General features: G+C 72.5%; 11 protein-coding genes and 2 pseudogenes. 8 read left to right on the forward strand and 5 right to left on the reverse strand.

Annotated features, from left to right (window positions below; translation table 11 throughout):
- The first annotated feature begins 20 nt into the window (after nt 1-20).
- Nucleotides 21-791 carry a DUF2332 family protein gene (locus ACFWJ4_RS11105; protein ID WP_380542042.1) on the forward strand — a complete coding sequence of 257 codons (771 nt, stop codon included), beginning with the start codon at nt 21-23 and terminating at the stop codon, nt 789-791.
- Here ACFWJ4_RS11105 and ACFWJ4_RS11110 read toward each other — a convergent pair.
- The 3 genes and pseudogenes from ACFWJ4_RS11110 to ACFWJ4_RS11120 form a co-directional block, all read right to left on the reverse strand.
- Nucleotides 790-972, reverse strand: a pseudogene (locus ACFWJ4_RS11110) (carbamoyltransferase C-terminal domain-containing protein); the annotation flags it as partial. The gene ACFWJ4_RS11105 and the pseudogene ACFWJ4_RS11110 overlap by 2 nt on opposite strands.
- Before the next feature lie 60 nt (nt 973-1,032).
- Nucleotides 1,033-4,530, reverse strand: a complete 3,498-nt coding sequence (locus ACFWJ4_RS11115; RefSeq protein ID WP_380541942.1) for a protein kinase — start codon at nt 4,528-4,530, stop codon at nt 1,033-1,035.
- A 1-nt stretch (nt 4,531) separates the two neighbouring features.
- Nucleotides 4,532-5,323 carry an FHA domain-containing protein gene (locus tag ACFWJ4_RS11120; RefSeq protein WP_380541945.1) on the reverse strand — a complete coding sequence of 264 codons (792 nt, stop codon included), beginning with the start codon at nt 5,321-5,323 and terminating at the stop codon, nt 4,532-4,534.
- A 156-nt stretch (nt 5,324-5,479) separates the two neighbouring features.
- Between ACFWJ4_RS11120 and ACFWJ4_RS11125 the strand changes: the two genes are divergently transcribed.
- From ACFWJ4_RS11125 to ACFWJ4_RS11155, 7 genes and pseudogenes are all read left to right on the forward strand, one after another.
- Nucleotides 5,480-5,683: a hypothetical protein gene (locus ACFWJ4_RS11125; protein ID WP_380541948.1), complete on the forward strand. Its 204-nt coding sequence runs from the start codon at nt 5,480-5,482 to the stop codon at nt 5,681-5,683.
- 784 nt (nt 5,684-6,467) lie between these two features.
- Nucleotides 6,468-6,572 (forward strand): annotated as a pseudogene (locus tag ACFWJ4_RS11130) (LysR family transcriptional regulator); the annotation flags it as partial.
- A gap of 248 nt (nt 6,573-6,820) precedes the next feature.
- Nucleotides 6,821-7,051, forward strand: coding sequence for a cytochrome P450 (locus tag ACFWJ4_RS11135; RefSeq protein WP_380542045.1), 231 nt, complete (start codon nt 6,821-6,823; stop codon nt 7,049-7,051).
- A gap of 257 nt (nt 7,052-7,308) precedes the next feature.
- Nucleotides 7,309-8,385: a fatty acid desaturase family protein gene (locus ACFWJ4_RS11140; protein ID WP_380541950.1), complete on the forward strand. Its 1,077-nt coding sequence runs from the start codon at nt 7,309-7,311 to the stop codon at nt 8,383-8,385.
- Nucleotides 8,386-8,447: 62 nt separating this feature from the next.
- Nucleotides 8,448-9,593, forward strand: a complete 1,146-nt coding sequence (locus tag ACFWJ4_RS11145) for a glycosyltransferase family 4 protein (protein WP_380542048.1) — start codon at nt 8,448-8,450, stop codon at nt 9,591-9,593.
- 19 nt (nt 9,594-9,612) lie between these two features.
- Complete coding sequence (locus ACFWJ4_RS11150; RefSeq protein WP_359910301.1) at nt 9,613-10,479, forward strand: alpha/beta hydrolase; 867 nt, start codon at nt 9,613-9,615, stop codon at nt 10,477-10,479.
- Nucleotides 10,480-10,624: 145 nt separating this feature from the next.
- Nucleotides 10,625-11,740: a hypothetical protein gene (locus ACFWJ4_RS11155; RefSeq protein WP_380541954.1), complete on the forward strand. Its 1,116-nt coding sequence runs from the start codon at nt 10,625-10,627 to the stop codon at nt 11,738-11,740.
- 75 nt (nt 11,741-11,815) lie between these two features.
- On the opposite strand, the gene ACFWJ4_RS11160 is transcribed toward ACFWJ4_RS11155, so the two are convergent.
- On the reverse strand, nt 11,816-12,481 hold the full coding sequence (locus ACFWJ4_RS11160; protein ID WP_380541957.1) for a fasciclin domain-containing protein: 666 nt from the start codon (nt 12,479-12,481) through the stop codon (nt 11,816-11,818).
- A 125-nt stretch (nt 12,482-12,606) separates the two neighbouring features.
- Nucleotides 12,607-14,244 carry a molybdopterin-dependent oxidoreductase gene (locus ACFWJ4_RS11165; RefSeq protein WP_380541960.1) on the reverse strand — a complete coding sequence of 546 codons (1,638 nt, stop codon included), beginning with the start codon at nt 14,242-14,244 and terminating at the stop codon, nt 12,607-12,609.
- Nucleotides 14,245-14,552 lie beyond the last annotated feature (308 nt).

The raw sequence follows: 14,552 nt of genomic DNA on the forward strand, positions 1-14,552 counted from the left end.
AACCGGAGCTGCTGCGGTCGATGGCCGCACGGTCCGCCGGGGCCGCTCCCTTCGCCTCGGGGCTGCTCGCCAGGCTCGCCGACGACGTCGAGCACGGCGGGCCGGTGACCCGCCTGATCGGACGGCACCCACAGGCCGGCACGCCCCTGTTCACCATTCGAGCCCTGGCTGGGGTCCAGGGGCTGCTGACCGCCGGGCGGCTTCCCCGACCGACCGCACACCTGGCCGAGTCGAGTGCGGCGGAAGGACTCGAACCGCGCGGCACCGACCGGTCGTGGGAGCTCTTCGTCACAGCGATCGCCGACCACCCCGCCGAGATCGCCACCGCGCTGGACAACCCGGTGCAGCAGCACGAGCCCGTCCGGGCCGCGACGCTGCTGCACGGACTCGCACTGGTGCGGGCCCCGCGGATCCGACTGCTCGAACTCGGCGCCTGCGCCGGACTCAACCTGCTGATCGACCGCTACCGGTGGTTCGGGCCCGGCTGGGAGTGGGGCGACCCCGCCTCACCGGTCCGGCTGCCCGCCCACGGCCCGGACCCCGGAAGCATCCGGATCGTGGCGCGCGCCGGCTGCGACCTGCGTCCCCGCGACCCTGCCGATCCGGCCGACGCGCGGACCGTACGGAGCTACCTGCCCTTCGAGCACACCTTTCTGCGAGCCGCCCTCGACGACGCGCTCGACCTCGCCGCCCGCACCCCGGTCCGGGTGGAACGGGCGGATGCGGGCACCTCAGGAAGGTCGCGACCGCATCGCTCGGCGTGCAGACGATCGGCTCGTCCGCACCGTTGAACGAGGTGTTCAGCACGACGGGCAGGCCCGAGAGCTGGCGGTAGGCATCAATGACGCTCCACAGCAGAGGGTTTGTGTCACGGTGCACCGTCTGGACGCGGGCGGATCCGTCCACATGCTCACCCTCCTCGCCAAAATCGCCAACGGCGACTTCGAGCAGTACTGGGCCCTCCACCTTCATCAGGAGCACGAGCGTGGCCGTCAGGCCCGTTACCAGGACCGATACCGTCTCGCTGCTTGATCACGGAGTCCGGGGGAGGGATCCGCCCTCATCGGCGATGGCAAGCTCCCAATCGAGCTCCCACAACTTCATCGTGAAATCCTGTCCTGCGGACACCGCGAAGTACCCGTCCGGCGAGAGCGCGACGGCGAGCGCGCCGTCCTGGTGGCCGGTGAGGGATCGTAGGCACCGCCCGGTGGCCACCTCCCATATGCGAACCGTGGAATCCCATCCCGCGGACACCGCGAAGCGTCCGTCCGTGGTGAGCACGCCGGTTACCGGGTGGTGCTCGGCGTCGACGTCGAACGCTCGAATGCATGCACCGGTCTCGACGTCCCACAGTCGGATCGGGCGGTCGTCGACGTTGCCGATGGACAGCAGGAAGCGTCCGTCGGTGCTCAGGCTCACCGTGTTGGCCCCGCGGTAGCCGTCGAAGGTCCTCACACAGTGGCCGTCGTCCAGCTGCCACAGCCTTAGGTTGCCGTCGCTTCCGACGGACGCGGCAAAGCGGCCGTCCACGCTTGGTGACAGGCATTCGACCTGGGGTTTCGTCTCCGCGAGGAGGGCCTTGAGCATCGGCGGGTCCTCGGGCAGGATGGGAATGTTGCCGTGGCCGGCCATCTTCTGAAGCAGCCGCCCCGTGTGCAGATCCCACAACCCGATGCTGCCGTCACTGACTCCGACCAACGCCTGACCCTCATCAACGCTGAATCGGATCGTGGTCGGCACGAGGGGAGCAGTGTCCAGCGCCAGCAGGCACTCGCCGGTCTCGGCCCGCCACAGGTTGACGAATCCGTCCGACGCGCTGGACAGCACCCGCTGCCCGTCGCCGCTGATACAGAGCCCGGTTATCCCGACCCGCTCATACGGAGGTTTCGGGGCGTGCGCCTTTATCTCGCGGGTGATCCTGCCCTCGTCGCGGCTCCAGATTCGGATTGCCCCGTCGAAGCTCCCCATCACCGCGATCCGGGCGTCATCGGACAGGTCGACCAGGTGAGGGTGACCATCGGTCCGGACGGTCATCGCCTCCCAGGCCCCGCGCAACCCGGCACGGGTTGTGGACCTACCCAGCTCCCGCCACACGGACAACACGCGGGGCGCCTGCTCGTAGCCGGGGACTTCGCGCGCCTTGGTCAGCGCGTCGAGCGCCGACCGGAAGTCCTCGGCCGCCAGCGCCTGCTCGGCATCACGGACGTGCGCCTCCATCTGCGCGTTCAGCTCGGTGAGTTCCGCATGGACCCGAGGCTGGCTCAGTTGATACGGAGCGGGATGACCGGCGGGCAGCAGCCAATGACGAATGGCGTTGTCCTGGCCTACCGAGAGTCCGAATCGGGCGTCACCAGACATCCATACCGCCTCCACGAAGTCCTCGTGGGCCGCCTTGAACGTCCGGACGCATTGTCCGTTCACCAAATCCCAGAACCGCACGGTCTTGTCGCTCGCGCCGGACAGCGCGTACCGTCCGTCGGCGCTCAACGACAGGGAACTCGCCGAGTCCGCGCCAGCGATGGCTCGGACGAGGCGTCCCTGCGTGAGTTCGCAGACGCGCAGGACCCGGCCGCTGTTCGTTCCGATAACCGCGAAGTACGCACCGGGACTGAGCACCATGCTGAGGATCCCGGCGTCCGCCTCGAAGACGAGGAGCTCCCGGCCTCGTCCCCGCGACAGCTCGAACAGGTGCAGCTTGCCGTCAGCGGCGAACATTGCCCGACGTCCGTCATCGCTCAGCGTGATCTGTCCGCCGAACTCCCCGTCGTGCAGTACCTGGTGGTGGCCGGTGGCGAGGTCTCGGAGCTGGACCAGGCCGTCGCCGCCCCACAGGACCAGACGTCCGTCAGGGCTGATTCGCACCGAGCTCCACAGCCCGTCGAGATGCGCCGTGGCGATGACCTGTACGCAGCTGCCGGTTCGCAAGTCCCAGACCCGTATCGTGTTGTCGTCACTGAACGACACCGCCATCCGGGCATCCGGGGTCACGTCGATATCCCGCAGGCTTCGGGTGTGCCCGTGCAGCATGAGGGGACGGCTTCCGTCGCGCAGGTCCCATACTCTGATCGTGCCGTCCAGGTCGCCGGTCAGTGCGATCCGACCGCTGGCCGCTATCCGGATCGGAATTTCCGCCCCGTAGCTGCCGCCATCTTTCGAATACCGCATTTCTTGGTAAACGTCGTCCGTCCACCACGGCATCTCAGTGCTTCCGAGGGTCCTGGCGTTCGGTAGCAGCCCGGAGCGCAGCAGCTCGATCGTCTCCCGGACCTCCGGCTTCTCTTCCAGCCCCGCGACGAGCGCGCGGGCGGCCTCGACGTCGCCGCGCTCCAGCTGAATCTCGGCGAGGAGGTGTCGTGCCTGCCACGGATCGCCGGCGTCACTGCGCACGCCCTCGAACTCGGCCACCAAGTCCTCGTCCGTGACGGCGCCGGACCGCCAGCGGAGCAGCCCGGCGTTGTACCTGGCGACCAGATGCTGCGGATCGGTCCGTAGCGCGGCAGCGAACATCTCCCGCGCTTCGGTCAACCGCTCCAGGTCGAGCATGGACAGAGCCCTGTTGTTTAGCTCGTCGGCTCGAAGCTCGGCGGCCACTGGCATCGCCCGCGGGTAGCGGCGGCCCGCGACCTCCCGGTAGACCTCGCCGAGCGTCGCGGCCACCTCGGCCAGCGAGCCCGGGCGGGCGGAGGGGTCCGGGGCCAGGCAGCGGCTGAGCAACTCGGCGAGGGTCGGCGGCATCGGAAGATCGGTGATTCCGCCGGAGAGGCATCTCGCCAGCGCGGCCCTCGCATCAGGCCCCTGACGCCAGGTCCGCCTGCCTACGAACATCTCGAGAACCGACGCCGCGTAGCTGTAGATGTCGGTGCGGCGGCTCAACGCCTTGCCGGCCCGCTGCTCGGGCGAGGCGTACGCGGGGGTCATTCCGGCCGCGCCTACCAGCACACTGACGTCGGCCCGATCATCGACTGGGATCGCTCCGGCCCCGGTCAGGAGGCTCGCTCTGGCCCGCGCCAGACCGAAGTCGGTGACCTTCACGAGTAGGTCTCCCTCGAGCGACGTGGAGTCGAGCAGCACGTTGGCTGGCTTCACGTCCTGGTGGACCAGCCCGCGATCGTGCGCGTGGCCGAGTCCCCAGGCGAGCTGGATCGCCACGTCCAGGGCCCGAAGCGTGGCCTCGGTGACCGGGCCCTGATAAAGAACACGATCGGTGATCCACCGCTGCAAGCTCCCGCCGGCGACATACTCGGCGAACACCGTGGGCACGTCGTCGATCTTGCGCACGTAGTGACAGCCACAGACGTTCGGATGCAGGCCCACCGAGACCCAGGTCTCCGCCTCCCGCATGAACTTCTCGATCTGCCCAGCATTGAGTCCGGCATCCAACCGGGGGCGCTTCACGGCCAGATCGACGCCCCACTGCAGGTGTCTGGCCCGGTAGACCAAGCCCATCCCGCCCGCACCAGCCAGGGCCATCAGGTGGTAGCGCCCGTCGATCAGCTTGCCGGGCTGCCATGCATCGTCGGTGCCGGGCATGTCAGAGCTCCTCACCGAGCGCGTCGAGATCGTCGGGGATCAGGGTCGCATTCCTCAGCAGCGCTTCAATCAGGTTCACGTTGAGGGTATTTCCCACGGGTTCGCCAACATCCTCGCGGAGCAGCCCGCGGATCGCGTCCGGTCCGTGGGCCAGGCGTAGGCGCAGGTCGGCAATCACGTGATCGACGACGCTGTCCGTCCACCGCCGGTACGGCGCAACCCGGTTGAGATCGTGCGCGAGCTGCTTCCACGACACCGGCGTCGGATACGGTTCCCGACGCAGGTACTGCTGGGCCAGCACGGTGACCACGAGGCGCTCGACGGGCTTGAGGTCGTAGACGTCCGCCGTATCCGTCGGCGTCTGCGAGTCGTCCCTGCGTAGCGGGCCGGGACCGCCGACGACATGCACTTCGAGCAGGTGAGCCTTGCGGTTGGGGGTCTCGATGGTCAGCGGTGTGTAGCCAGCAGGCATCGGCAGCTCGTGGCCGCGTAGCACCATGCCCTCGCCCGGGAACTGGATAGGGCGCCGGCCCTCGTTGCGCAGCCACCACTGGCCGCCATCGCAGGTGAAGACGCCGTGCAGCCGACTCACGTGAGCGTCGCCGGCCCCCACCGGCACATGGACGTCGCGCACGGCACGCCCGAAGTGCAACGTGAACTTGCGCGGCGGCACCGCGTACCCGCCCGCCGCAGCCTTCACGAAGATGGTTCCGGGCGGCGCCACCGGAACTCCATCGGCCAAGCTGGGCATCTCCGGCGGCAGCATCTGGGCTCTGAAGATCTTGTCTGGCATTTTCCGCCCCCTCGTCGCGTCCAGCCCCACTGCAGCCACCGTAGGGCCCTGGCCCCCGGGACCAGTCCCGAACCCGCTCCCGTCAGGTCGCAAGTGGCCACAGAATTCGATGGTATTGCGGCACCGGTCCCGGGATCGCGATGCTGCTATGAACCCATGAAGAAGCCACGGAAGCTGTACACAGCCGCCGGCATCGCGCTCGGCATCGCATTCAACGCGCTCGCGGTGAGCGACTTCACCGCAGGCGACTCCGGAAACGCGCTCCACGAGCTTCTCAATGCGGTGCTGAGCTTTACCGCGAGCAGTGTCTTGGCGGTTCTGGAGCACAGTGACCACAACCGGGGCGGTCATGACGGGTGACACATGCTCACGCCGGTCGTGGGCGGAAGGCTGCGGTCTTGATCGTCTGACGGGGTGAGCCGGGGCCGTTCCACTGGTTCCTCCGCGCCGCTGTCCCGGTGCCGCCTACGATCCGGTTCACAGTGGAGTCCGAGATCGCGGAACGGATCGCGGCGCGACGCGCGGAGCTGGGCGAACTCGAAGGCCAGCTGCTCAAGCAGCTGGTGCAGGTGCGGGCGGAGCGGGACGAAACTCGCCGTCGCGGAACGATTCTGGCAGCGGATAGCCGAGCAACTCGCCGCGGAGACAGCGGTGACCGATTCAGCGACGGCGCAGGTCGCGGGCCGAGCGGCGCTGCTGGTCCCGCACCGTGGGCCCGGCGTAACCGAGGACGCGCTGCCGCCGGAAGACCAACGGATCCTGGCCATCGTGCGGTGGGCGGGCGGACCCACTGACCAGCACATTCGAAGATGGCGAAGCGTCATTGCAGAGGCCCAGAAAGGTCAGATCTGGCAGGGCGCCTCGCACAGCCCGGGCTCGCCGCTTCCCTCTGTCGTGACCGTCAACCGTCCGGGCATTCGAACCAGTCGCTCGAATTCGCTTCGAGGAATTCGAACCAGCCCTTTGGGGAAGCGCGACGAGTACCCTCCTGCCATGTTCGCGGAAGGCGGCACGGGTGCGGCTGCCTTCCACTGCCTGGCACGCCTTCGCCCGGCCCTCCACGAGTTCCAGGACCCGGTCCTGGAACGGCCGCGAGCCTGCCGGCGGACCGTTCGGTGACCGGTTGGTCTTCGCAAGGTGGGTGCTGGCCCGCGGGGACTACGTCGACGTCGCCGACCTGCGCGGGCAGCGGTGGATCGCCGGACCGCCGTCCGGCGCGGACCGGCTCCCGGGGGTGCGGCCAGGCGTGCTACCGGTTCACCCTGCGGGTGGTGGCGCGCAGCCTGTTGGGCACCGAGGCGCCGGACGCGCTGGCCGACCGTCTGCAGCACGCCTTCGAGACCGCGTTGGCCGGCGCGTTGCGGCGGGTGCTGATGCTGCCCGCGGGCCCCGGCTACCACGCGGCGGTGCGCACCCTGCGGCGGACGGTGGCCGAGCTCGTACGCGACCGCCGGGCCGACGGTACCGGGCACACCGATCTGCTGGCCGGACCGCTGGCTGCCCGAGCGGGCCGCCGCTCTGCCGCGCTGGGCCTTCGCCGGCTTCGCCAACGGACCGCGGCAGTGCGTTGGCGCCGACTACGCACGCGCCGAGGCGGCGATCGCGCTGGCCACCGTGCTGGGCCGCTGGCAGCCGGTCGCGGCGCCCGGGCCGGCCGACGCCCGCCCCGTGCGGCTGGCCACGGTGCTGCGGCCGCACCGGCTGCGGCTGCGCATGCTCAGTCGGTAGTCGGTAACCAGTAGCCGGTAGCGGGTAGCCGACGGCAGCAGTCAGGGGCGGTCCTTCTGCCCCGGCAGCGTTCCGTACGGGTTCTCGACCCGTGAACAGCGGACCGTCAATCCGTGCCCGCCACCCACTCGATCAGGTTGCGTTCACCGGCGGCGCGGGACAGCGGCCGGTGGAGTACGGAAGTCTCAGGGCTCCCCTGCCCGGGGCACGCCGCGCGGCGACGGCCGGCCGTGGCGGCCCGAGACCGGATTGGTGGCATGACCGTTCAGGACACTCCGAGTGCCGGGACCGCCCGGCGCGGCGAATTCGCCGAGCTGTACCGGCGCGTGGCCGGGGCCGGTCTGCTGCGTCGGCGCCCGCTCTACTACGCGTGCCGGAGCGCGGGGCTGTTCGCCGCACTGGCGGGGCTGCTCGCCTGGTTCGTCGCGCTCGGCGCGAGCTGGTGGCAGCTCGGCCTCGCGCCGCTGTTCGCCCTCGTCCTGGGCCAGTTGGCGCTGCTCGGCCATGACGTCGCGCACCGCACGGTGTTCGCCGACCGCCGGACGACCGACCTGGTGGGCATCGTGCTGGGGAACCTGGTGGTCGGCATGAGCTACGGCTGGTGGGTCGACGACCACAACCGGCACCACGCCCACCCCAACCACGAGGGCCGCGACCCGGCCGCCGATGCCATCCTCTTCGCCAGAACCGCCGAACAGGCCGACCGGGCACGGGGGTTGCGACGCCTCATGGCCCGGTACCAGGCGGAGCTGTTCTTCCCGCTGCTCTCCCTCCAGGCGCTCGGCCTGCTCGTCGCCACCGGCCTGACCCTCACCCGTGGCACCGTCCGCCGCCCCGCCCTGGAACGCACCCTCGCCGCACTGCACTACGTCCTCGCGGCTGCCCTGACCGTCCTCGTGCTCGCTCCGCTCCAGGCGCTCGCCTTCACCGCGCTGTTCGGGGCGCTGCTCGGCGTCTACCTGGGCTGCGTCTTCGCCCCCAACCACAAGGGCATGCCGTTGACCGGCCCCGGCGCGCAGCGCACCGACTTCCTCCGGCGGCAGGTGCTGCCCTCCCGCAATCTGCGGGCCGGCCGGTTCGTCCACTTCCTCTTCGGCGGTCTCGGCCACCAGATCGAGCACCACCTCTTCCCGGCCATGCCGGTGCCGGCGCTGCGCCCGGCCTCGCGCATCGTGCGCGCGTACTGCGCGGAGATCGGCGTGCCGTACGCCGAGGCGGGCCTGACCGCCTGCTTCCGGGAGATCCTCCGGGACCTGCGCGCGATCGGCCGGTCCGTCCCGGCCCGTCCCGAGGCCGTGGCGGCGGAGGCCGTGGCGGCGGAGGCTGCCCGGTGACCGGGGTCCTGCCCGGGCGGGCGTCGCCCGCCACGGACGGCCCGGCCGACGACGACGGGCCGCTGCGGGTGGTGATCGTCGCCGAGTCCTTCGCCCCGCAGCTCAACGGCGTGGCCCACAGCGTGCTCCGCACCGCCGAGCACCTCCTCGCCCGGGGGCACGTCCCGCTGGTGGTGGCACCGGCGGCGCAGCGTCGCGAGAACGAGGACTGCGGAGAGGCGTACGGCTACCGGGTGGTCCGCGTCCCGTCGGTCCCGCTGCCCGGCTACCCCGAGGTGCGGATCGCCCTCCCCGGGCGCCGGGTGGCCGACGCCGTCGAGCGGCACCGCCCGCACGTGGTCCACCTGGCGAGCCCGTTCGCGCTCGGGGCCGCCGGCGCGGCGGCGGCCGGACGCGCGGGCGTCCCCGCCGTCGCCGTCTACCAGACCGACCTCGCCGCCTACGCCCGGACCTACCTGCCCTTCGCGGGCGCGGCCGGAGCCCGGCTGGCCTGGCGCCGGCTGCGGCACATCCACACGGCGGCCGCGCGGACCCTGGCGCCGTCCAGGGCCTCGTTCGACGTCCTGACGGCCCACGGGATCCCCCGGGTCCACCTGTGGCCGCGCGGCGTCGACTGCGTGCGCTTCCACCCCGGCCACCGGGACGAGGCCCTGCGCCGACACCTCGGCCGGCCCGGTGAGGTGCTGGTCGGCTACGTCGGGCGGCTGGCACCGGAGAAGCAGGTCGAGCGGCTGGCCGAGACGTCCCGGCTCCCGGGCGTACGGCTGGTGGTGGTCGGGGACGGCCCGTGCCGCGCCCGGCTGGGTGCCGCACTGCCCGACGCGCTCTTCCTGGGCCGCCGCACCGGGCACGAACTCGCCCGGCTCTACGCCTCGTTCGACGTGTTCGCCCACCCCGGGCCGTTCGAGACCTTCGGCCAGACCCTCCAGGAGGCGATGGCCAGCGGCCTGCCCGTCGTCGCCCCGGCGGCCGGCGGACCGCTCGACCTGGTGCTCCCCGGACGCACCGGCTTCCTCGTGCCGCCGGGCGCGGGCGGGGGCTTCCGGGAGGCGGTGGAGCGGCTCGCCCGCGACGCGGAACTGCGCCGAACGCTCGGCCGGGCCGGCCGGGCCTCGGTGGCGGAACGCAGCTGGGAGGCGGTCGGCGACCGGCTCCTCGACCACTACCGGCTCGCGGTGGCGGAGTCCTCCGCGGCGCGGCGCGCGTGAGAGCGGGGAGCGAACCGTCATGAGCCGACCGCTCGCCGCCGAGTACGCACCCGGCGCCCGCCCGGACGCCGAGACCGCCGTGTTCCTGCACGGGCTGGGCGGCTGGACCCACAACTGGGCCGCCCTGATCGAGCGCCTCCGGCCGTCGGTGCACTGCCTGGCCCTCGACCTCCCGGGCTTCGGCCGCTCCGCTCCCCCGCCCGACGGCCTCGTCACCGTCCGACGCCAGGCCGCGGCCGTCGCCCGCCACCTCGACCGCACCGGGCACCGCCGCGTTCACCTGGTCGGCAACTCCCTCGGCGGCCTGACCGCCCTCCACCTCGCCGCCCACCGCCCGGAGCTGGTCTCCACCCTGACCCTGGTCTCGCCGGTCCTGCCCGCCCTCCCGCCGCCCCAGGCCCTGCGGATCTCCCTGCTGGGCCTGCCGGGCGCTCACCGCCTGTACGCCCGGCTGCTGTCGGCCCGGAGCCCCGACCGGCAGCTCGACGACCTCTACGGCCTGATCTACGCCGACCCGTCCCGCGTCGACGCCGAACAGCGGGCGACGGAGGCGCGCGAACGCCTGCGCCGGGCCGAACTCCCCTACGCCCAGCAGATGTTGGCGCAGGGCGTGCGCGCCGTCGTCCGATCCCACCTGCGCCCCGCCGGCGAGGCCTCGGCCTGGCACCAGGCCCACCGGGTCACCGCCCCCACCCTGCTCGTCTACGGCCGCGAGGACCGCCTCGTCCCCTTCCGTTCGGCGGCCCGGGCCTACGCCGCCTTCCGCGACGCCCGGCTCCTCACCCTGCCCGGCGTCGGCCACGTCGCCATGCAGGAACACCCCGGCGCCGTGGCCACGGCCTTCCGCGCCCTGCTCGCGGAACCCCGTCGCACGCCCGGCGGGTGACCCGCGCGCCGCCCACCAGGCCCTGACCCGCCTCGCCTCCGGCGCCGACCGCGGCCCTGAGGCCGAAGCCGCACCCCGTACGGGTGCGTCCCGTAGCGTTTGCCTTCCACCGCGGGGACCCGCGGTGTCCGAAGCGGAGGGTCACATGAACTCGCTTTTGTCGAAGGCCCGTTGGTTGGGCTCCCTGGCGGCGGGCGCGGCGCTGCTGCTCGCCGGGTCCGGCTCCGCCGGCGCCGTCACCGGCACGTCCGGCGGGCCGGTCCCGGGTGTCCCGCGGACCGTCGAGCTGGACTCGTCACCCGCCTCGGTGGCGGTCGGCCCGGACGGGCGCAAGGCGTACGTCGCGGTGAAGGACAGCATCAATGGCGCCAAGGTGAAGGTGGTCGACACCCGGAGCGGGGCGATCACCGCGGTGGTGACACTGTCCACCGGGTTCGGGGCCGGTCCGGGACCGCTGGCCGTCAGCCCCGACGGCTCGCGCGTCTACGTGCTGTTCTCGACCGCCCGCAAGGCGCCGCTGTCCAGCCTGGGCGCCATCGACACGGCCACCGACACCGTGGTCTCCAGCACGGAGGCACCGGACCAGCCGCGGCCCGACGGGACCCTCCCCGGGGCGCTCACCTCGCTGGCGGTCAGCGCGGACGGCGCCAGGGTCTACGTCGGCCAGGACGGACCGGCCCGCTATCACCGCCCGGCCGAGCCGGGCGCCCGGGTCCTGTCCTTCTCCCCGCAGCAGCAGGGCTTCACCGCCGCCGTGCCGGTCCCCGGCCGCTACCTGGGCTCGATCGTCACGCCTCCGGCCGGTGACGCGGCGTACGCCGCCACCGACGAGAACCTGGTCCGCCTGGACACCGGCACCGGGACCCCGACCGTCGTCGGCGCCATCGCCGCCCCGATCGGCTCCGTCCCGAGCCTGGCCCTCTCCCCGGACGGCACCCGGCTCTACGGCGTGGGGAACGACGGCACCGGCTACGCCGTCGACCTCGCCACCGACGCCCTCTCCACCCTGGACATCTCCCCGGGCCAGTGGCTGCAGAACCCGTCGGTGGGCGCGGACGGCACCCGGCTGTACATGGTCCAACAGGACCTCACCAGCAGCGACGGCAAGGCGTCGGTCCTCGCCCTGGACACCGCGACCGACACCCTGGTCCCGGCCGAGGGCATCACCGGCCTCAACTGGGTGACCGGCCTGGCCCTCGGACCCGACGCCCACACCTTCTACCTCACCGTCAACTCCGGCCTTCAGATCATCGGTTACTGACCGAAGCCGGCGGCCGGGCAGGCGAAGGACGTACCCTCGCCGGGCTCCGGCCGCCGGCAGGACGCGAACGGTACGTCAGGAGGCGGGCATCAGGACGGTGTCGACGATGTAGACGGTGGCGTTGGCGGTCTGGACGTTCCCGCACAGGACCTTGGCGTCGCCGTCGACGGTGAAGTCGGGGGCGGCGCCGGTGACGGTGAGGTCGTGGGTTTCCAGGGTCTTGTGGCCTCCGGCGAGGGCGGTGGGGGCGAGGCGCTGGGGGACGACGTGGTGGGTGAGGATCTTGGTCAGCGTGTCCTTGTCGGCGAGGGCCGCGTCCAGGGTGGCCTTGGGGATCTTGCCGAAGGCGTCGTCGGTGGGCGCGAAGACGGTGATGTTCTGCGCGGAGTTGAGGGTGTCGACGAGGCCCGCCTGCTTGACGGCGGTCACCAGGGTGGACAGCAGCGGGTTGTTGGAGGCGGCGGTGGCGACCGGGTCCTTGGCCATGCCCGTGAAGGAGCCCGCACCGTCCTTGGGCACGGCCGCACAGGCTGTGCCGAACGGCCGGTCGCTCATGGCGGCACCGGCTGCCGACGCGGTGGTACCGGCCGCCGGCGCGGCGGCGGGGGCCTTCGAGGGGGCGACGGAGGCGGCGGAGGAGGACGATCCGGAGCTGCTGCCGCAGGCCCCGAGGCCGAAGGCGAGCGCGGTCGCGGCGAGGACGGCGGTGACGGTGTCGCGGCGGCGGGTGGTGGCGTTCATTGCGGTGATCTCCTTGTGAGGGTGCGGCGGTCGGCCCCTCGGGCGGACCGCCCCGGACGGCGCCGGGTACGTGAAGGTGGTCGTGAAGGTGGTCTGGTGGAGGCCGGGCGGGTCGGCCGGGGCTCTCAGGTGACGGTGACGACGCTGCTGTGCCAGCCGGTCGCGCCGGACGGGTAGGGGGCGGCCCGGTCCCCGGTCTGGACGGCGCCGGTCGCATCGGTCGCCCGGACCTCGATCCGGTGGGTGCCGGGCGCGGCCCCGGGCCAGGTGTGGGTCCACTGCCGCCACAGGTCCGGTCCGGCGTCGGCGGCGAGCAGCGCCTGCTGCCAGGTGCCGCCGTCGATCCGGACCTCGACGGCGGCGATGCCGCGGTGGGTCGCCCACGCGGTGCCGGCGACCGTGACGTCCCCGGCGGGTACGCGGGCGAACGGGGCCGGGACGTCGATGCGCGAGGCGGTGCGCACCGCGCCGGTGCGGTCCCAGCCCCGGCGCACCCAGTACGGATCGAATGCGGCGAAGGTGGTGACGTCCAGGTCGACGAGCCATTTGGTGGCGGAGGCGTAGCCGTAGAAGCCGGGGACGACGCTGCGGCAGGGGAAGCCGTGGGCGACGGGCAGGGCCTCGCCGTTCATCGCGACCGCCAGCAGTGCGCGCCGTCCGTCGAGCACCGGCTCCAGCGGCGTGCCGATGGTCATGCCGTCCTGTGAGCGGCCGACGAGCTGGTCCGCGCCGCGGTGCACGCCGGCACGGCGCAGCAGGGCGGGGAGGGAAGCGCCGAGCCAGCGGGTGGTGCCGACGTAGGGGCCGCCCACTTCGTTGGAGACGCAGGACAGCGTGTGGTCCATCTCCTCCAGGGGTTCGTGCAGCAGGTCGTCGAAGGTCAGCACCAGCGGGTGGTCGACCATGCCCCGGACGCGCAGGGCCCAGCGCCGCGGGTCGATACGGGGGAGCGTGAGCGCGGTGTCCACCCGGTAGAAATCCGTGTTCGAGGTGACGAACGGGGACAGGCCCGCGACCTTCGGACGGACCGGGGGCGGCAGGGGCGGCAGCGGTTCCACGGCGGGCGGGATGCGAACGGACGCGCGGACGGCGCCGACGTCGAAGAGGCGGTCCGTCAGGATCCTGCCTCCGGTGACCGCGACCGCGCCGACGGCGATCGTCCCGCCGGTGACGGCGAGAACGGCCCGGCGGGTGGTGCCCTCGCTTCCGGTGCGCCACTCCTGGTCGGCACTCTCTGCGGTGGGGTGTCCGATCGTGCGGACCGTGTTCACCGGCAGCGCGGCCGACCCCGTCATGCGGGACAGGGCGAGGACGGTGGCCGCGCCGACGACGCCTGCCACGAGGGCCGGTACGACGTCCGCCGCGCGCGCTCCCGGCCGGGAGAGCGCGGCCCAGGCACCCAGCACGCCGAAGGCCGCGAAGATGCCCGCTCCGGTCCTCGGGCGGCGAGCGGACAGCCATCCGGCACCTGCGGCGAGCAGGGCCGCCGTCAGGTGGATTCCGCCGAGCAGCACCGTCTTGTCGTACCCGCCGAAGGTGCGGACGGCGTATTCCTTGAGCGGGGTCGGCGACAGGTCGACGGCCGCGGAGCCCACCGCGATGACCGGCGCGGTGTCGGGCCCGGTGAAGGCGGCGGCCAGTTCTCCCGCACCGAGTGCGGCCGAGGCGGCCGCCAACCCGGTCGCCGCTGCGACGCCGACGTGCCGGAGGCGGTCGGAACGGCCGCGGAGGAGCGCGGAAGCGTCGGATGGTTTCTTGCTCACGCCGAGGGTTCGAGGCGCCCGGGGCCGCGGATGGGTCGCCGCGCCGGACTCACCCGAACGGGTTGGGCGGCAGCCGGCATTGACGGTGGGCGCAGCAGGCTCGGCCCGGCTCCGAGGGCCGGTCCACCGACTCCCGCGGATGACGGAAGACGCAAACGGCGGAACGACGGAGCGACGGAGCGGCGGAGCGACGGAGCGACGGAGCGACGGCACCAGGATCCGCGTGTCCTCCGGAGCCGGTGACCGGGCGGACCGGCAGGCGGTTCGGCCAATCCGGGCGCGGGCCCGCTCCGAAGGGCGGATGTGAG

Origin of the sequence: Kitasatospora sp. NPDC127067, from assembly GCF_042724755.1 — a bacterium.
GTDB lineage: Bacteria > Actinomycetota > Actinomycetes > Streptomycetales > Streptomycetaceae > Kitasatospora > Kitasatospora lactacystinica.